Annotated in this window: 14 protein-coding genes and 2 pseudogenes; 6 read left to right on the forward strand and 10 right to left on the reverse strand. The window is 61.1% G+C overall.

Annotated elements, in window-relative coordinates; all coding sequences use genetic code 11:
• Positions 1 to 243: 243 nt before the first annotated feature.
• From ATI14_RS01615 to rplU, 6 genes are all read right to left on the reverse strand, one after another.
• Positions 244 to 726, reverse strand: coding sequence for a glutathione peroxidase (locus tag ATI14_RS01615; protein ID WP_016971051.1), 483 nt, complete (start codon positions 724 to 726; stop codon positions 244 to 246).
• A 100-nt stretch (positions 727 to 826) separates the two neighbouring features.
• Complete coding sequence (locus tag ATI14_RS01620) at positions 827 to 1291, reverse strand: CreA family protein (RefSeq protein WP_016971050.1); 465 nt, start codon at positions 1289 to 1291, stop codon at positions 827 to 829.
• A 16-nt stretch (positions 1292 to 1307) separates the two neighbouring features.
• Positions 1308 to 2426 carry a glutamate 5-kinase gene (gene proB / locus ATI14_RS01625; RefSeq protein ID WP_016971049.1) on the reverse strand — a complete coding sequence of 373 codons (1119 nt, stop codon included), beginning with the start codon at positions 2424 to 2426 and terminating at the stop codon, positions 1308 to 1310.
• A gap of 111 nt (positions 2427 to 2537) precedes the next feature.
• Positions 2538 to 3761: an Obg family GTPase CgtA gene (gene cgtA / locus ATI14_RS01630; RefSeq protein WP_016971048.1), complete on the reverse strand. Its 1224-nt coding sequence runs from the start codon at positions 3759 to 3761 to the stop codon at positions 2538 to 2540.
• A 194-nt stretch (positions 3762 to 3955) separates the two neighbouring features.
• A complete protein-coding gene (rpmA, locus tag ATI14_RS01635) occupies positions 3956 to 4213 on the reverse strand; it encodes a 50S ribosomal protein L27 (protein ID WP_003176049.1) in 258 nt (85 codons plus the stop codon).
• 34 nt (positions 4214 to 4247) lie between these two features.
• Positions 4248 to 4562 (reverse strand): 50S ribosomal protein L21, encoded by a 315-nt coding sequence (rplU, locus tag ATI14_RS01640; RefSeq protein ID WP_007950961.1) that lies wholly within the window; start codon positions 4560 to 4562, stop codon positions 4248 to 4250.
• A 239-nt stretch (positions 4563 to 4801) separates the two neighbouring features.
• Here rplU and ATI14_RS01645 point away from each other — a divergent pair, with 239 nt between their 5' ends.
• The 3 genes from ATI14_RS01645 to ATI14_RS01655 all read left to right on the forward strand — a co-directional run bounded on the left by ATI14_RS01645 (position 4802) and on the right by ATI14_RS01655 (position 6699).
• A complete protein-coding gene (locus ATI14_RS01645; RefSeq protein ID WP_010206495.1) occupies positions 4802 to 5770 on the forward strand; it encodes a polyprenyl synthetase family protein in 969 nt (322 codons plus the stop codon).
• Between the two features lie 168 nt (positions 5771 to 5938).
• Positions 5939 to 6280, forward strand: coding sequence for a zinc ribbon domain-containing protein YjdM (locus tag ATI14_RS01650; protein WP_016971047.1), 342 nt, complete (start codon positions 5939 to 5941; stop codon positions 6278 to 6280).
• A 161-nt stretch (positions 6281 to 6441) separates the two neighbouring features.
• Positions 6442 to 6699 (forward strand): PA4570 family protein, encoded by a 258-nt coding sequence (locus ATI14_RS01655; RefSeq protein ID WP_003194088.1) that lies wholly within the window; start codon positions 6442 to 6444, stop codon positions 6697 to 6699.
• 130 nt (positions 6700 to 6829) lie between these two features.
• On the opposite strand, the gene bamJ is transcribed toward ATI14_RS01655, so the two are convergent.
• Positions 6830 to 7447 (reverse strand): BamJ family beta-barrel-assembly machinery protein, encoded by a 618-nt coding sequence (bamJ, locus tag ATI14_RS01660; protein WP_016971046.1) that lies wholly within the window; start codon positions 7445 to 7447, stop codon positions 6830 to 6832.
• A 176-nt stretch (positions 7448 to 7623) separates the two neighbouring features.
• Between bamJ and ATI14_RS01665 the strand changes: the two genes are divergently transcribed.
• The 3 genes and pseudogenes from ATI14_RS01665 to ATI14_RS31940 form a co-directional block, all read left to right on the forward strand.
• Positions 7624 to 13317, forward strand: a complete 5694-nt coding sequence (locus ATI14_RS01665) for a membrane-targeted effector domain-containing toxin (RefSeq protein ID WP_080519983.1) — start codon at positions 7624 to 7626, stop codon at positions 13315 to 13317.
• A gap of 165 nt (positions 13318 to 13482) precedes the next feature.
• A pseudogene (locus ATI14_RS31935) lies at positions 13483 to 14547 on the forward strand (methyl-accepting chemotaxis protein); the annotation flags it as partial.
• Between the two features lie 261 nt (positions 14548 to 14808).
• Positions 14809 to 15402, forward strand: a pseudogene (locus ATI14_RS31940) (methyl-accepting chemotaxis protein); the annotation flags it as partial.
• Between the two features lie 199 nt (positions 15403 to 15601).
• On the opposite strand, the gene ATI14_RS01680 reads toward ATI14_RS31940, so the two are convergent.
• The 3 genes from ATI14_RS01680 to ATI14_RS01690 form a co-directional block, all read right to left on the reverse strand.
• Positions 15602 to 15970, reverse strand: coding sequence for a glyoxalase superfamily protein (locus ATI14_RS01680; RefSeq protein ID WP_016971043.1), 369 nt, complete (start codon positions 15968 to 15970; stop codon positions 15602 to 15604).
• 175 nt (positions 15971 to 16145) lie between these two features.
• Positions 16146 to 17612, reverse strand: a complete 1467-nt coding sequence (locus ATI14_RS01685) for an N-acyl-D-amino-acid deacylase family protein (protein WP_016971042.1) — start codon at positions 17610 to 17612, stop codon at positions 16146 to 16148.
• A gap of 1 nt (position 17613) precedes the next feature.
• Positions 17614 to 18474, reverse strand: a complete 861-nt coding sequence (locus ATI14_RS01690; RefSeq protein ID WP_016971041.1) for a MurR/RpiR family transcriptional regulator — start codon at positions 18472 to 18474, stop codon at positions 17614 to 17616.
• Between the last annotated feature and the right edge of the window lie 9 nt (positions 18475 to 18483).

Genomic DNA, 18483 nt, shown 5'->3' on the forward strand with positions numbered 1-18483 from the left:
TGCGCCGCGTGCGGAAGCACTATTGATTTGGGTGATTAAGGGGTAAAAGCGCGGGAGGCGAAGAAGCGCTGACTTGTATGTGGCGAGCGGGCTTGCCCCGCGTTGGGGCGCGAAGCGGCCCCAAAACCATGCACCTCCGAGTGTCTGAAAAACCGCAGTGAGTTTATTGGGGCTGCTGCGCAGCCCAACGCGGGGCAAGCCCGCTCGCCACAACAAGCCTGCTTGCCACAACAATCCCGCTATTCAGGCCAGGGCTTTTTCGATGGCCTGCACGATCGCTGGATCATCCGGTGCGGTGCGCGGCGAGAAGCGCGCCAGTACACGCCCGTCCTTGCCCAGCAGGAATTTCTCGAAGTTCCAGGTGATGTCCCCGGGAAACTCGGCGCCCTCGCCCGCCAGCAAACGGTACAACTGGTGGCGGTCGGGCCCGTTCACGTCGAGCTTGCTGCCCAGCGGAAAGTTGACGCCATAGTTCAGGCTGCAGAACTCGCGGATTTCTTCCTCAGTGCCCGGCTCCTGGCCTGCAAACTGGTTGCACGGCAGGCCCAGCACGGTGAAACCCTGGTCCTTGTACTGCTGATAGAGGTTTTCCAACGCCGCGTATTGCGGGGTCAAGCCACATTTGGAGGCCACGTTGACCACCAGCACAACTTGCCCCTTGAAGGGCGCCAGCGGCAGCTCATGACCGTCTAAAGCTTTGAGTTTCAGGTCGTGGAAAGCACTCATGACGAACTCCAGATATCCCATGTTTTTCGCGTTGCAGCTTTTGAGATTACAGGCCACAAGCCTGCAATCATAGACACCGATTGAAAAACTCGCCCGCCGGTTATTGCGCAGTCGGCCAGGGCAGAATCGGGATGGCCGTGACCGCATTTTGCGGGCTGCCTTCGATCAAACGGTCGCTGTAAACCAGGTAAACCAGGGTGTTGCGCTTCTTGTCGAGGAAGCGCACGACCTGCATGGTTTTGAACACCAGCGAGGTGCGTTCCTTGAACACTTCATCGCCGTCCTTGAGCTCGCCCTTGAAGTGGATCGGGCCCACCTGACGGCAGGCGATCGAGGCTTCGGCGCGGTCTTCGGCCAGGCCCAGGCCGCCTTTGACGCCACCGGTCTTGGCACGCGACAGGTAGCAGGTCACGCCGTCAACCTTGGGGTCATCAAACGCTTCGACCACAATGCGGTCGTTGGGGCCGACAAACTTGAACACGGTCGACACCTGGCCGATTTCCTCGGCCGAGGCCAGCAGCGGCAGCGCCAGCAGCAAGCCGAGCAATCCCTTCATGACACGCATCGTTTATTCCTTTTGTTTAGACCAGGATCAGGTTATCGCGGTGAACCAGCTCCGGCTCTGCCATGTAACCCAATAATCCGACAATGGCGTCAGACGATTGTCCAATAATCTTCTGCGCTTCCAGGGCGCTGTAGTTGGCCAGGCCACGGGCGATTTCACGACCGTCCGGCGCCACGCACACCACCATCTCGCCACGGCGGAAGCTGCCCTGCACCAGTTTGACGCCCACCGGCAGCAAGCTCTTGTTGCCCTGGGACAAGGCTGACACAGCACCGTCGTCCAGAACCAGCGTGCCGCGGGTTTGCAGATGACCGGCCAGCCATTGTTTGCGCGCTGCGAGCATGCCGCGTTCCGGCGACAACAGCGTGCCGATGCGTTCACCCGCCTTGAGGCGGTCCAGCACACGTTCCAGGCGCCCGCCGACGATGATGGTGTGGGCACCGGAACGCGCGGCCAGGCGCGCAGCGCGCAACTTGGTCTGCATGCCGCCACGGCCAAGGGCGCCGCCGACGCTGCCGGCCACGGCGTCCAGCGCCGGGTCATCGGCACGGGCTTCGTAGATAAGCTGGGCGTCGGGGTTGTTGCGCGGGTCGGCGTCGAACATGCCGTCGCGGTCGGTGAGGATCACCAGCAGGTCGGCTTCCACCAGGTTGGCGACCAGCGCGGCCAGGGTGTCGTTGTCGCCGAAACGGATTTCGTCGGTCACCACGGTGTCGTTTTCGTTGATCACCGGGATGACTTTCAGCTCCACCAAGGCGCGCAAGGTGCTGCGGGCGTTGAGGTAGCGCTTGCGGTCGGACAGGTCGTCGTGGGTCAGCAGGATCTGCGCGGTGTGGCGGCCGTGCTCGGCAAAGCTGGATTCCCAGGCTTGCACCAGGCCCATCTGGCCGATGGCGGCGGCGGCTTGCAGTTCGTGCATCGCGCTGGGTCGCACGGTCCAGCCGAGGCGGCTCATCCCGGCGGCAACGGCCCCGGACGATACCAGCACCAATTCCACGCCCGCTTCATGCAAGGCCACCATCTGTTCGACCCAAACGCTCATCGCTGCGCGATCCAGGCCTTTGCCGTCCGCCGTCAGCAGCGCACTTCCGATCTTTACGACCCAGCGCTGCGCACCTGTCACTTTGCTCCGCATCATCTTCAACCTTAGAGTGAGGGCTGTACGCGACCCAGCGTCGCCCAAAACGTTATACCCGGATACCAAAACGCCGCTCCAGAGAGCGGCGTTTGAGTTTATCGCAACCGGTCAGTCGCGCACGTAAATGATTTCAGGACCGTCTTCATCATCCACGTCTTCTTCGTCCCAATCATCGTCGCCGATGTCATGGACCGACTTCACGCCGCTGCGGCGCAGGGCACGCTGGTCGTCCAGAGCCTGCAACTGGGCGCGGGCTTCGTCTTCGATCTGCTGGTCAAGCTCGGCCAGCTCGGCCTTGAACACCGGGTCGGCCGCCAGGCGGTCGGCGCGGTCTTCCAGGTAGCGCATGATGTCGCGGGTCAGGCGCTCGGTGCCTTCTTTGGCGATGGCCGAGATCACGTAGACCGGGCCTTCCCACTCCAGGCGGTCAACGATTTCCTTGACGCGTGCTTCGTGCTCTTCTTCGAGGATCTGGTCGCACTTGTTCAGCACCAGCCAGCGATCACGCTCGGCCAGGGCCGGGCTGAACTTGGTCAGTTCGCTGACGATCACTTCGGCGGCATCCGGTGCGCTGGTGTCATCCAGCGGTGCCATGTCGACGAGGTGCAGCAGCAAACGGGTACGGGCCAAATGTTTGAGGAAGCGAATCCCCAGGCCGGCGCCATCGGAAGCGCCTTCGATCAGGCCGGGAATGTCGGCGATTACGAAGCTTTTCCAGCGATCGACGCTGACCACACCCAGGTTCGGCACCAGGGTGGTGAACGGGTAGTCGGCGACTTTCGGCTTGGCGGCCGAAACCGAGCGGATGAAGGTACTTTTGCCGGCATTCGGCAGGCCCAGCAGGCCCACGTCTGCGAGTACTTTCATTTCCAGCTTGAGGTCACGCTGCTCACCCGGCTTGCCCGGCGTGGTCTGGCGCGGCGCACGGTTGGTACTGGACTTGAATCGGGTGTTACCCAGACCGTGCCAGCCGCCCTGCACAACCATCAACTTCTGGCCGGCCTTGGTCAGGTCGCCGATGACTTCCTGGGTGGCGGAGTCGATGATCGTGGTGCCGACCGGTACGCGCAGTACCAGGTCTTCGCCTTTTTTACCGGTGCAGTCGGTGCTGCCGCCGTTGGAGCCACGCTCGGCATCGAAATGCCGGGTGTAACGGTAGTCGACCAGGGTGTTGAGGTTTTCGTCGGCCATCATGTAGATGGAACCGCCGTCACCACCATCGCCGCCGTTGGGGCCACCGTTTTCGATGAATTTTTCGCGACGGAAACTCATGCAACCGTTACCGCCGTCGCCTGCTTTTACTCGGATGGAAACTTCATCAACGAACTTCATAACAAAACGCCTCTCGTCGCATGGACGAGCTTAAGAAACCAAGACATAAGACTCTTGCAAAAATGAGCGCAGCGACCTCAAGCAACCATCGCAAATCCTGCTGCTTTCGCCCATCACAAACAGCTTTGCAAGAGACTCACCCCACAAACGAAAAAGCCCCGTCGCGAGACAGGGCTTTTCCAGCGATCGCGCAATTAAGCGGCGACAACGCTCACGTAACGGCGGTTGAAAGCGCCTTTTACTTCAAACTTGATCACGCCTTCGATTTTAGCGAAGAGGGTGTGATCTTTACCCATGCCAACACCGTAACCGGCGTGGAATTGGGTGCCGCGCTGACGCACGATGATGTTGCCCGGAATGATTTTCTGGCCGCCATACATCTTCACGCCAAGGCGTTTGGCTTCTGAGTCGCGACCGTTACGGGTACTACCACCAGCTTTTTTGTGTGCCATGAGTCAATTCTCCTAGTGAGGAATTAGGCTGAAATTAAGCCTGAATACCGGTGATTTTGATCTCGGTGTACCACTGGCGGTGGCCCATACGTTTCATGTGGTGCTTACGACGACGGAACTTGATGATGCGGACTTTATCGTGACGACCTTGGGAGATCACTTCAGCCACAACGGTAGCGCCAGCAACAACTGGAGCGCCGATGTTCACGTCATCGCCATTGGCGACCAACAGAACGCGATCAAAGGTAACGGATTCGCCAGTAGCGACTTCCAGTTTTTCGATCTTCAGGTATTCACCTGGGGCGACCTTGTATTGCTTGCCACCAGTAACAATTACTGCGTACGACATGGTATTTCTCCGATAATCCTGCTCACCCAGCGCTTTATAAGAAAAGGTATTGGCTGGCATGGCTGCATGGGATGGACGTCCCGAATGCAATTGCGTAAGGCAGGTGCTGCCCAGGAAGTTCAGGGTGCGCGATTGTACGCAAGGTAAATGGGTGTTGCAAGGGGCCGTCTAACGCGCCTTGACACTGCGGGGTCAGGGTCCTAGCATGCCGCGCAACCCTTCTGGAGCGACTGTCGCTGATGCAACCCCAAGCCTTCTACCGCGCGGTCGCGGACGATTTTAGCGCCGTCGACGGCATCATCAAGAAGCAGCTGACTTCTAAAGTGCCGCTGGTCTCCAAAATTGGCGACTACATTACGTCGGCCGGCGGCAAACGCCTGCGTCCTTTATTAGTGTTGCTGTGCGGCAAGGCCCTGGGCCGCGAAGGCGACGACCTGCGCCTGCTGGCCGCCACTATCGAATTCCTGCACACCGCCACCCTGCTGCATGACGACGTGGTCGACATGTCCGGCATGCGCCGTGGCCGCGAGACCGCCAATGCAATGTGGGGCAATGCCCCGAGCGTCCTGGTGGGCGATTTCCTGTATTCGCGCTCGTTCGAAATGATGGTCGAACTGGGCTCGATGCCGGTGATGAAGATTCTTTCACAAGCCACACGCATCATTGCCGAAGGTGAAGTGTTGCAGCTGTCGAAGGTTCGCGACGCCAGCACCACCGAAGAAACCTATATGGAAGTGATTCGCGGCAAAACCGCGATGCTCTTCGAAGCGTCCACCCACAGCGCCGCAGCCCTGTGCGGTGCTACGGCTGAACAGGCCGAAGCCCTGCGCACCTTTGGCGACCACCTGGGCGTGGCGTTCCAACTGGTCGACGACCTGCTCGACTACAAGGGCGACGCCGAAACCCTGGGCAAGAACGTCGGTGACGATCTGGCCGAAGGCAAGCCGACCCTGCCGTTGATCTACACCATGCGCGAAGGCACGCCGGAACAGGCTGCTCTGGTGCGCAAGGCGATCCAGAAAGGCGGGATCGAGGATCTGGAAGCCATCCGCGCCGCCGTGGAAGCGTCCGGCTCGCTGGAATACACCGCCCAACTGGCACGCGATTATGTCGCCCGTGCCATCCAGTGCCTGGAAGCCCTGCCGGCCAGCGAATACCGGGATGCCCTGGTTGAGCTGAGCGAGTTTGCGGTAGCCCGCACTCACTGATACGGCCCCGCTTCCTGTGGGAGCTGGCTTGCCTGCGATGACTTTAGTGAATTCACTGTCGCTATCGCGGGCAAGCCCGGCTCCCACAAGGTCCTGAGGCGCCCCCAACGGGCAATAAACCCTATATAATGTGCGACTTTTAGCCATCCTGACTCTATAGGAGCTTTAGTGAGCACGTTGCCACCCTGCCCGAAATGCAATTCCGAATACACCTACGAAGACGGCGCCCAGCTGATCTGCCCGGAATGCGCCCATGAGTGGTCCGCCAGCGGCGAGGCCGAAGCAGCCGGCGATGAAACCGTGAAAAAAGACTCTGTCGGCAACGTCCTGCAGGACGGCGACACCATCACCGTGATCAAAGACCTCAAGGTCAAAGGCACTTCGCTGGTTGTAAAGGTCGGCACCAAGGTCAAGAACATCCGCCTGTGCGACGGCGACCACGATATCGATTGCAAGATCGACGGTATCGGACCGATGAAGCTCAAGTCCGAGTTCGTGCGCAAAGTCTGATTCTGCTGCCTCCATCCCGCGCCCGTCGCGGGATGGCGTTTCGCCCTCCCCGTTGATCCCGCGCAATATCCACACAGAAAAATCCAGAATCCGCCAATAGGCACTTGCTATTCCACGAATAAGAATTATTCTCATTGGAAACTTATCAAGGAGAATGACTCATGACGTATTTGATTGATGCCTGGCTGGACCGCCCACACCCTTATCTGCGGATCCTGCATCGGGAAACCGGTGAAGTCTGTGCGGTGCTGGAAGAAGAAGCGCTGAATGAGCTGCAGGACCAGGGTGACCTGGACGTGAATGGCCTGAGTTCCAGTGAGCCTGGGGTGCTGAAGGAGGTCGTGCGTAACCTGTTTCTATTCTGCTATGCCCGAGCGTTGCGCCCGGCCACTGAGTTGAATGGCAAGTTTCATCCATGAGCCCAGCCTGCGGGATTGAGCTTTTTGTGGGAGCGGGCTTGCCCGCGATGCAGACGACTCGGTCTGACGTCTCACCGAGGTGATGCTATCGCAGGCAAGCCCGCCCCCACCTACAGCGGGGAAGCAGGTCTTACAGAACGTCGAGCAGCTCGACGTCGAACACCAGAACGCTGTGCGGCGGGATGCTGCCCACGCCTTGAGCGCCGTAAGCCAGTTCGCTCGGCACGTACAGGCGCCATTTGCTGCCGGCATTCATCAGTTGCAGGGCTTCGGTCCAGCCGGCGATCACGCCGCCCACCGGGAATTCTGCAGGCTGGCCGCGCTCGTAGGAGCTGTCGAACACAGTGCCGTCGATCAGGGTGCCGTGGTAGTGGGTACGCACTTGGTCTTCACGGGTTGGCTTGGCGCCATCACCGGCAGTCAGCACTTCAAATTGCAGGCCGGAAGCCAGGGTGGTGATGCCTTCACGCTTGGCGTTTTCAGCCAGAAAGGCCAGGCCTTCGCCAGCAGCCGCTTCAGCCTTGGCAGCCGCTTCGGCTTGCATGATTTCGCGGATAACCTTGAAGCTGGCCGCCATTTGCTCCTGGTCAACACGGCTTGGCTTGCCGGCGAAAGCGTCGGTCAGGCCGGCCAGGATGGCGTCAATGCTCACGCCCGGTGGCGGGTTGTCGCGCAGTTGGTCGCCCAGTTGGCGGCCAATACCGTAGCTGACGCGGGTTTCGTCGGTGGACAGATTAACTTCGGACATGAAGGTGCTCCGCTGTAGGAGGGCACGATTTTCCGCGCCCTCCAGATCTAAAAGGGCCAGCAGACTAGCACACAACACCCAACCTTGATGAGCGCCACGGCATAGCTATCTACAGCCGGGCACATGCCGCCGCCCCCCATGCTGATGATTCCATTCATCACCCTGGGACCCTACCGATGAGTACGCCGAATCACTCCCCTGCCCTGCAACATATCCATAACCATCTACTGGAAATCGATCCGACGCTGCGCCCTTACAGCAGACGCCCCGCCACCCTGCCAGCCGAGCGGCTGGCCCTGGACACCCTCAACACCACCCTAAAGCGCATCAACGAGGCCTACATGACTCAGGCCAGCGCCTTTTACCAGGCGCTGGACCTGGCTGACCCCAGCCAACTGAGCCAGTTGAAAACCCGCCTCGACACCCAACTGCAAGATCTGGATGACACCAGTACTGTCAATGGCCAGAGCCGCAAGACCTATCTGACCGACACCGCCGGCATCAAAGCGCTGGAACAGGAAACACGGCTAAACGTCAGTGATGCGCTGCTATCGCCCCTCGACCTGCAAATGCTCGAAGACTGCTCCCGGCCTCCGACTTTTCGTCCCGGACTGTACGCCTTGACCTTCGATTACCAGGACGAGCGCATCGAGTTCGCCGGGGCGTTCGTGCTGACACGCCAGGCCAACCCGACGGTTGACAGCCTGAGCGGCAACACGAGCGTCGGTCCGGTGCTGCTCTTCACGCCCTCGCGGGGGTTGGAAGCCTTCGCCACCTTGCAAGACCTCGACCGGGGCCTGCTGCAAGCCATGACCCTGCGCAGCGGCCACGCTGAATTCAGCCGTCATTTGCCGGTGCGGTATCAACACTTGACCGTCACCGATATCTGGCCGCTGGCACTGCAACCGATCACGGGTCAACCGCTGTTCGAATACGTCTATCAAGCCCTGCTCGAAAAGCGCAAAAAAGATATCCATTACGCCCTGACCCTGGCGGAAAACGCTCAGTTGAACGCGACCCAACTCAAGCAGCACCTCGACGACGCTCTCCACGCCGCGCTGCCCGACCTCACGCCGCGCCTGGAATTTCGCGCCCAGCGCCTGCTGGAGCGCGACCTGTTCAATGCCCTGCCCGACTGGTATCGCAGCGCCAACACGCTCGAGCGCGCAACCATCGACCAGCACCTGCACCACTACAACAGGGCTCGCCAGGCTTTCCTTGATCTGTTCGGGCCCGCCGCGACACCTCAAGCCCTGGCCCGCCATCAATGGGCCGAGCAGTTGGCCGATGAGCTGGATATCCACGACCTGGACCCGGACCTGCTGCACATCACCACCCCTCGCAGCGTGCCTCAGGTCGGCACCTACAACCAACAACGCTCATTGGTGGAGTTGACCCTGCGCGGCCTGCACCCCGGCGACAGCACGCCCGGTTCGGCGTTCCTCGAACGCAGCACCTTAAACTACGCCGGAGCGCCGCTTGGCGCCGCCCACGCTCACCTCAACCTGCCAACCTTGCTCACGCTGCTGCAAGACCTGCAACCGCGCCTGGACTTCGCCAGCACGCTGAAAACAGCACTGGCCGCTCCACAAATCAAACTGGCGGCACGGAGGCTCTTCGATCAGCGCCTGGTGCTCATGGCCAACGTCGCCCGGCTGCAAGGCCATCTGAGCCCGGCCGATTTCCAACGCTTTGAAGACCTGCAAAAAAACACACGCCAACCGTTGCATGCCCAGACCGTGCTGCTCCACGGCGCACAACTCAAGGACCTGTGGCTGCTGCGCGAAGATGACGGCCAGGGCCAGGTCAAGCGCCTCCTACTGTGTACGCCCGACGCACCGAGCGCCCGGCAGTTCATCGCATTCAACACACTGCGCGAATGCCAGACCCATATCATCGGCTGGACGGACAGCAAGGCCCGCCTCAAGGGGCGCACCATGAGCGACTACCTGCTGGAGCAGGTGCCGCAGCGTTTCAGACCAAAGATGCGTGACTTCCTGCGCAGTATCAGCCTGCGCCCTGATGCCAACGAGCACCTGGAAGTGACTTTTGGCAAACCGTGCACCTATGCCGACTGCCTGGAAGCGATCGCCGCGCACCAGTTGACGACACAGTTGGATGACTACGAGTTCAGCTCGCCGGCCTGGTACCGCACGGCCTCTGTCAATGATCGCAGCCGCCTGGCAAGCCTGGCCGACGATGCGGCCGGCGCACTGCGTGTCTATAACGCAAGGCCAGACGCTGAATCCAGCGTCCCTGCGTTCGAGCGCTACCTGCATGACCAAGCCAGGCTCAGTCTCAACCGGCTGTTAGGTCGCCAGCAAAACGATATTGACCCGGATACAGTATTTGCTTATGCCCCCAGACCACTGGTGGGCGCTGCGGCGACGCCGGTGTCGTACACCACGCTGTATCGCGATGGGTATGAAGACGGCATCGGCTTTCTCAATGAAAAATTCTCAACCTCCGCGACCTTCCGCGGCCCGCCCAACGTAGACCTGAGCCCGTTGACAGCGCAGAACGTTGCACGCTCCGTCACGGGCGTCTGGATCGGTCAACGCTACACCGACGAAATCCGCCGACGCCTGCAAAACAGTGACAGCCCAGGCTATGACGAGCGACGCACTGCCGTGCTGGCCATCGTGCAACTGCAGATGAAAAGCGCGGCTCTGGAGTCCTGCCTGCAAGGGCATCTCACTCCGGGTGACCTGGCCTGGCTGGAGAAGGCCATCGACGGGCTTTGCGACAGCGGCAACACCGAGCGCAACACCTACAGGGTGCACCGACTGTCCATTGATGGAGACTGGGTGATCGGCAACTACCTGTTCAGCCACGGCGACAACCCGATACTGCTTTACACCCCTGATGCGCCGGATGGCATCTGTTGGCGCGAGGCCAGGCTGTTCAACTACCTGCTCAAAAAAGTCGAGGGCATGCCCGCTTACTGGGGCGCGCGGGTACCGTTGCCGTCCATGGCACGGGTTGCGCAGTTCCTCAATACCGCTCGTGAAGGGTTGCCGGTCGAAATCGACCGCACCACCCCGAGCCCTGCACGGCATGACAGCATCCAGCACACCACGCCACTGACCGATTTGCGCTATGAGTTCTACAACATGAACCTGCAACGCAAGATCGATGACGTGCACGCGACAACAGTCAATCGGCTCCAGATGATCACTGGCATTCTGTGGACCTGCGTCGAGTGGCTGACCGCGGTCGCCACCATGCCGTTCCCGCTGCTCAGCCTGACCCTGGGCGGGCTACTGGCCTTCAAGGACGCCATGCTCGCCCTCAACGCCTACCACCATAACGACACAGACAGCGCCCTGCAGCACTATCTCGGCTACCTGGCCAATGTAGGCGGGGCGCTGTTGTTCGACGCGCGTCCGGCATTGAAGGGCGCCTTCAAGTCACTGCGTCCGACGATTCGCACGAGCACACAAGCTGCCGACAACGCAGTGATCAGCCAAGTAGACATGCTCAAACCCGAGGGCATGCAGCCGGTGCTGTTCGACGGAAACTCACTATGGGCGTCACACACCCCGGATGCATTGGGCCGTTATTTGCTGTATCGCCATGACCCGCAGAGCGGCCAGTTGCTGTCCACCACACGATTGGTCAACCGCAATGCCGACGGCCAATGGGTGCGTTCCGGTGTGGTCGGTGGCGGGCGCAAGAAATACGAAAAACTGTTGGCCGACGAGAGCAGCCCACTGGAGGCATTCGACGTCGCACCCGAGCAAGCCAAGACCTTCCGCGCGATGCTCGACCCGGAGTTCAAGGCCCGCCTGGAGGAGATGGGGGCCGAATATGGCGGTGCCGCACAAGGTAATGCCTTCAACCAAGCGGCCCCCTTGCGCACGGCGTATGCCAAGCAGATCGAACTGCTGAACCAGCGTGCCGACGCCTTCTTCCCGGCGTTCCCCGCTGCGGCGCCCAAATCCCCCTTGCCCGTGTTCGCGGTCGATACCGCACCTGTGGATATCCTCAAGTCCCTGTTCAATCGCAACAAACGCCTGATCATCGGCGCCCTCGACAGCTCCATCGCCAGCAAGCAACTGTTGATCGAACAATTGCCTGCGCTGGCCGAACAGGGGCTCAAGCGCGTCTACATCGAAAACCTGCCCCGCGACCTGTTCCATCGCAAGCTGAAGGTCCTCAACAACCAGCTCGGCGGCAACAAGGCCCAGGCGCTGGCACAGATCGAGCGGCATCTGATGCAAGTCGATCAAGCCCTGGGGCTCACGGCCGATGCGCCCTTCACTTATCGAAAATTGCTGCTGGAAACCCAACGCTTGAATATCGCCATCGATGGCATCGACGGGTCCGCCTCGTACCATATGGAGCACGTACTGGCTCTGGGGGATGGTCCGCGCTTCATTCCCCGCAGCAGCAAGCTGCGCAATGTCTACTCCCACTCGGTGATTGAGCAAAACCTGAAAAACAACCCCGGCGAAGGCTGGGTGGCGCTGGTGGACTCCAGCCGCCTGGGCACTTATGAACAGGTCGCGGGCCTGGCAGATCTACAAAACACTCCGGCCCTGCGGGTCGAAGACGCCGCACCCGGCCAACGCATCGGCGTGTGGCCCGACACCGCCACCAGCCTGCAATCCCGCGGTGACTTCACCCTGGCCCTGCCAACCATCCACGCTACGTTGCGCAGACCCAGTACGTCGGGCACACCGGCGGGCGCTGCCAGCCATTACGCCGAGTTCGACCTGCCCTCGGGCATTCGCAGCGATATCAACCTGATCAGGCAGACCCATCGCGGCCTCGACACTCGCTACTCAATTGCCACCCCCCGACATGCTGCCGCGCAATCCACTTTCAGCCAAACCCGGCAGCGGCTTTCGGACAAAGCCAAGGTTTTTTTCAACGAGCTCACATTGCCCCCGCGCAGTTTGCCGGCGAACCTGGCCACCACCAGCAGTGAAACCGTGTTCATCGAGCGGCTGTACCAACAAAAACTCGGGCTGGTCATTGGCGAAGCCCACAGCGCCCGCGCCAGCAAACGGCTGCTGATCGACAACTTCAAGCTCCTGAAAAAACAGGGGGTCAAGACGCTATACATGGAGCATCTGCTCACCGACCTGCACCAGGCCGCGCTGGAGACTTACCAGCGCACGCTGAAAATGCCGCCCATTCTGGAACATTACCTGCTAAGTCTGGACGCCGGTCACATGCCGCAATACAGAGGCCCGGACACCTTTACTCAAGTCGTCAAGGCAGCCAACAAGCACGGGATCCGCATCCGCGCACTGGACTGCACCGCCAGCTATCACATCAAAGGCCTCAGCGGGGATAACACCCGCGCCCGGCTGTTCAGCTACTTTGCCAACCAAGTGATCAGCGCCGACCAACAAGCCCTTGGCCCGCATAAATGGGTGGCGTTCATGGGCAGTGCGCACACGGACATGTACGTCGGCGTACCCGGTATCGCACAGTTGCAGGATGCCGTCAGCCTGCATGTGCGTGATACCGCGCCATCATTGGCCAAACCGTTGCACAGCGGTGGCTGGCAGATGGTTGACGACCTCTACGGCGTGGCTTTGCGCAGTGACTACCGCGTTGAAGTAGGCATTGCAGGGCGACCGCTGCCCCCCGCCGCCCCGGTGCCGGACCGCAGCAAGCTGACGTCCCCCGGGCAGTTCTTCATCGAGCGCCCCACTGACGGCGAGGCCAACCTGGTGCACTTCTCACGCAGCAATGAAATTCTCACCACGCCGATTCAAATCGACGAAAAGGGCCAGTATTTCGTTGAGCGCTGGGAATCCTTCAGCCCTCTGCGTTTCCATTACCTCTCTCAATTGATCGAGGCGCTCAAGTCGCCACCGCCAAGAGGCATGGGGTTGACACAAGTAGCCGGATAACCTGCCGGCACCCTGCCCGTTCATCGGGCAGGGTGTGCATTTTGTCCATCCGCCCAAAAAGCCATTTCAGATTCACACCTCGCCGCCGATACCCACCTACACACTTTGGCTGGCTCAAACAACAACACCGTCCAGCAGACAGATATCACCTTCAGGGAGCAATAGATGAACAGCTGGTTCGGTAACATCAGCGTCAACCTCAAACTCGGCCTGGGCTTCGGCCTGGTGCTGGTCCTTACGTCGATCCTGGCACTCACCGGCTGGACCAGCCTGGGAAGCCTGATCGACCGCAGCAACTGGATGAGCGACATCACTCAGCTCAACGCCTCGCTGACCAAACTGCGCATCGTGCGCCTGCAATACATGCTGGCCAACGGCGACGAAGCCGTGGCGCAGAACGTACAGACCAACCTCGACGCCTTCGCCGCTCAGCAACAGAAGCTGCTCGACACCTTCAAGAGCCCGGAAAACCTCAAGCTGCTCAACGAGCAAAAGGCTGTCATCACCGCCTACCAGCAATCCCTGAACAAGATGCGCGAGGCCTACCGTAATGGTGCTGCCGCACGCCAAGTCATGGGTGACAAAGCCGACATTGCCAACGCGCAGATCAACGCTCTGGAAACAAGCGTGCAGCAGATGGCCGACAGCCCCGAGCGCTTCGCCCAATACCAGGCCGTGAGCAATGCCAAGGAAGACTTTCAGCTGGCGCGCTACGAAGTGCGTGGCTACACGAACAACGTCAGCGCGGAAACCGAAGCCCGCGCCGCCGCGCAGATCGAGAAAGCCATCGGCAGCCTGAAAAGCCTCGGCGCCGCATTCGGCAGCAGCCAGCAAAGCGCTCTGGCGTCACTGGAAACCGCACTCGGCGCCTATCGCAGTGCCGTGCAAAGTTACAAGGCGGCGAACGCCAACATCGTGACCGCCCGTGCGGAAATGACCACCCAAGGCACCGACATCGTTTCGATCAGCGAAAAGCTCTACGACATTCAACTGGAGCGTCGCGACGCCGAAAGCGCCCAGGCCCGCAGCCTGCAACTGATCAGCACCCTGCTGGCACTGCTGGTCGGCGTGATCGCCGCGCTGGTCATCACTCGCCAGATTACTCGCCCGATCCAGGACACCCTCGCGGTGGTGGACCGCATTGCTTCGGGCGACCTGAGCCACAACATCCAGGTTACCCGCCGTGACGAACTGGGCGTGCTGCAACAAGGCATCCAGCGCATGGGCACCACCTTGCGCGAGCTGATCAGCGGCATTCGCGACGGCGTGACACAAATCGCCAGCGCTGCCGAAGAGCTGTCTGCCGTGACTGAACAAACCAGCGCCGGCGTGAACAGCCAGAAGATCGAGACCGATCAAGTGGCCACCGCGATGCACGAAATGACCGCCACCGTGCAGGAAGTGGCGCGTAACGCCGAACAGGCCTCCCTGGCCGCTGCCGATGCCGATGGTCAAGCCCGCGCAGGCGACAAAGTGGTAGCCGAAGCCATCGCCCAGATCGAACGCCTGGCCGCGGAAGTGGCGCGCTCGACCGACGCCATGACCCACCTGCAACAAGAGAGCAACAAGATCGGCAGCGTGATGGACGTGATCAAGGCCGTGGCCGAACAAACCAACCTGCTGGCGCTCAACGCGGCGATCGAAGCGGCGCGCGCCGGTGAAGCCGGGCGTGGGTTTGCCGTGGTCGCCGATGAGGTGCGCGGCCTGGCCCAGCGCACGCAGAAATCCACCGAAGAAATCGAAGGCCTGGTGGCCGGTTTGCAAAATGGTACCCAGCAAGTGGCTACGGTGATGAACAACAGCCGCAGCCTCACCGACAGCAGTGTGGACCTCACGCGCAAGGCGGGCTTATCGCTGGAGAACATCACCCGCACCGTGTCGAATATCCAGTCGATGAACCAGCAGATTGCCGCAGCGGCCGAGCAGCAAAGCGCCGTGGCGGAAGAGATCAGCCGCAGTATTGTGAACGTGCGTGACGTGTCGGAGCAGACCGCCACGGCGAGCGATGAGACGGCCAAGTCGAGTGTGGAACTGGCGCGACTGGGTAGCCAGTTGCAGCAGATGGTCAGCCATTTTCGGGTTTAAGAACAAACCCTTTCAGGGTCTTTGAAAGCCGACGGTATTAAGTCCAAACATTGTCACTGTGGCGAGCGGGCTCGCCCCGCGTTGGGTTGCGCAGCGACCCCAAAAAAATGGGACTGCTACGCAGTCCAACGCGGGGCAAGCCCGCTCGCCACAAGGGCAAACCTGGACATACTCGGCCCTCCGTGAGGTGGGCCTTCACTCAGCCCTCGCCTTCCTCAACAAACACCAGCCGATTCCCGAACGGGTCGCTGATGCTCATCTCACGCGAGCCCCACGGCGTTTCTTCAACCCCCGGCTTGGCGTACCGGTATTCCTTGCCCAGCAACAGCTGCTGATACGCGTCCACACCCTGCGCCTGAATGCGCACTGCAGACCCCGGCGAAGCATCGCCATGGTGTTCGGACAAATGCAGCACGCACTCGCCAGACGACACCTGCAGATACAGCGGGAAGTTCGCCTCGAAGCGATGCTGCCAATCCACCTTGAAGCCCAGGAAGTCGACGTAGAACTCCAGCGCTTTGGCTTCGTCGAAAATCCGCAGAATGGGGGTTACTTTTCCCAAGTGCATTCCCAAGTGCATGCAGCCGCCTCCTTGCCTGAAAAAACACAACTATAGAGGGTTTCTCGTGCTGGATGACAGATTGCAATCGCAGGCAAGCCAGCTCCCACAGTTGATAGAGTTCCAGCCCTGGAATGCAGTCGACTGTGGGAGCTGGCTTGCCTGTGATGAACGATAACCCGGTCTACCGCCCGCCCTCGAACCCGCCACGCAAATCCCCACTGCGCGCCAGGAACCGGCCCGACCGCTGACCATTTGCCTGGCCGTCGCGGTAGCTCAAGACGCCATTGACCCACACCCCCTCAATGCCTTCTGCCGCGCGCTGCGGTTCCTTGAAATCCGCCACATCACGCACCCGCAGCGGGTCAAACAACACCAGGTCAGCCCAGTGCCCTTCACGGATTTCGCCGCGTTCAGCCAAGCCATAGCGGGCAGCGGACAAGCCAGTCATTTTGTGCACCGCCGTGTGCAACGGAAACAACCCCACATCGCGGCTGAAATGCCCCAGTACCCGTGGGAAAGCGCCCCACAAACGCGGGTGCGGGAACGGGTCTTCGGGCAACCCGTCCGACCCCACCATCGACAGCGGATGCGCGAGAATGCGCAGCACGTCCGCCTCATCCATCCCGTAATACACCGCCCCCGCCGGTTGCAGGCGACGTGCGGCTTCCAGCAGCGAAACATCCCACTCGGCAGCAATAGCCTGCAAGTCGCGCCCGCCCACTTCGGGGTGTGGCGTGGACCAGGTGATGGTGATGCGAAACGCATCGGTGACCTGCTTGAGATCCAGCGTCGAAGAGCTGGCCGCGTAGGGGTAACAATCACACCCCACCGGGTGGGTTTTCGCCGCTCGCTCAAGCGCCGCCAACAACTGCGGGCTGCGCCCCCAATTTCCCGCTCCCGCGCACTTGAGGTGGGAAATGATCACCGGTGCCTTGGCATGCCGGCCAATCAAAAAGGCTTCGTCCATCGCCTCCAGCACCGGCTCGAATTCGCTGCGCAAATGAGTGGCGTACACCGCGCCGAATGCGGTGAGTTCTTCACTCAGTTGCAGTACTTCGTCAGTCTCGGCATTGAACGCACTGGCGTACGCCAGGCCTGTGGATAAACCGAGGGCGCCGTCTTCCAGGCTTTCTTTTAATTGCACGCGCATCGCAGCGATTTCATCCGACGTGGCGGTGCGATACAGGTCGTCCATATGGTTGCTGCGCAGCGCCGTGTGGCCAATCAATGCAGCGACGTTGACCGCCGGATGCGCGTTTTCAACCGCCGCGCGGTAGTCGGCAAAACGTGGGTAAGTGAAGGCCTCGCGCTTGCCGAGCAGGTTCATCGGGTCGGGCGGATCGCTGCGCAAGCTCACCGGGGACGCGCTGATGCCGCAGTTGCCGACGATCACCGTGGTCACGCCCTGCGTGAGCTTGGGCAGCATTTGCGGATGGCGGATCACCACCGTGTCATCGTGGGTGTGCACATCGATAAACCCCGGCGCCAGCACGCGGCCAGTGGCGTCGATTGCATGCTCGGCCGTCGCCGCCGACAGGTCTCCGATCGTCTGGATACGCCCGTCACGCAGCCCCACATCCGCCACGTAACCCGGGGTGTTGCTGCCATCAATGATCAGCGCCTGGCGAATCAGCGTGTCGTACTTCATATCAGTCTCCAAGCGGCAGGCTGTCAGGGCCGCCGCGATAATCGTCCAGGGCCAGCTTGATCCGGCGCAGGCGTTCCTGGTTGTCGTCCGGCAGGGCCAACGCCAGCTCGGTGGCGAGCAGGTCGATGGCCAGCAGCATTCCGTAGCGCGCCGCGGTGGGCTTGTAGATAAAACTGGTTTCGGCCGGTTGCAGCGGCAGCACAACGTCCGCCAAGCGGGCCAAAGGTGAATCGGCCAGGGTGATGGCGATGATGCGCGCGTCGTAGTTGCGGGCCAGCGCCACCACGTCCAGTAGTTCGGGCGTCAGGCCCGTGAGCGAACACACGATCAACGCATGCTCGGGCCCCAGGGTCGCCGCCGTCACGCGCATCATCACCGGGTCGTGGCTGGCGGCAATCGGATAGCCCAGACGCACCAGCCGCACCTGCAACTCATCACTGCACAGACTCGACGGGCCGCCCATGCCGAACGCATGAATCATCCGCGCCTTGCCCAGCAGGCTGACCGCATCGGCAAAACTCGCCTGGTTGAACCCCGACAGGTGCTGACGCAACGTCGCTTCGATATCGCCGAGAATCTGCCGATGAAATGCCGACTGCTCGGGCAACCCCGCCGGGTCGAGAAAGCGGCTGCCCACACCACTGGCCTGCGCCAGTTGCAGGCGCAAATCACGCAAATCCCGGCAACCCACGCTGCGCGCAAACCGCGACAAGGTGGCGGTGCTGACCTCGGCCCGTTGCGACAGCGCCTCCAGGCTGGCCGACGCGGCAAAGCCCACGTCATCGAGCATCAACTTGGCGATACGCCCCTCGCCTGCACTGAAGGAATCCTGACGGGCGCGGATCTGGTAGAGGATGTCCATGGGGGCTCC

The organism is Pseudomonas tolaasii NCPPB 2192, from assembly GCF_002813445.1.
GTDB classification, from domain to species: Bacteria; Pseudomonadota; Gammaproteobacteria; order Pseudomonadales; family Pseudomonadaceae; genus Aquipseudomonas; species Aquipseudomonas tolaasii.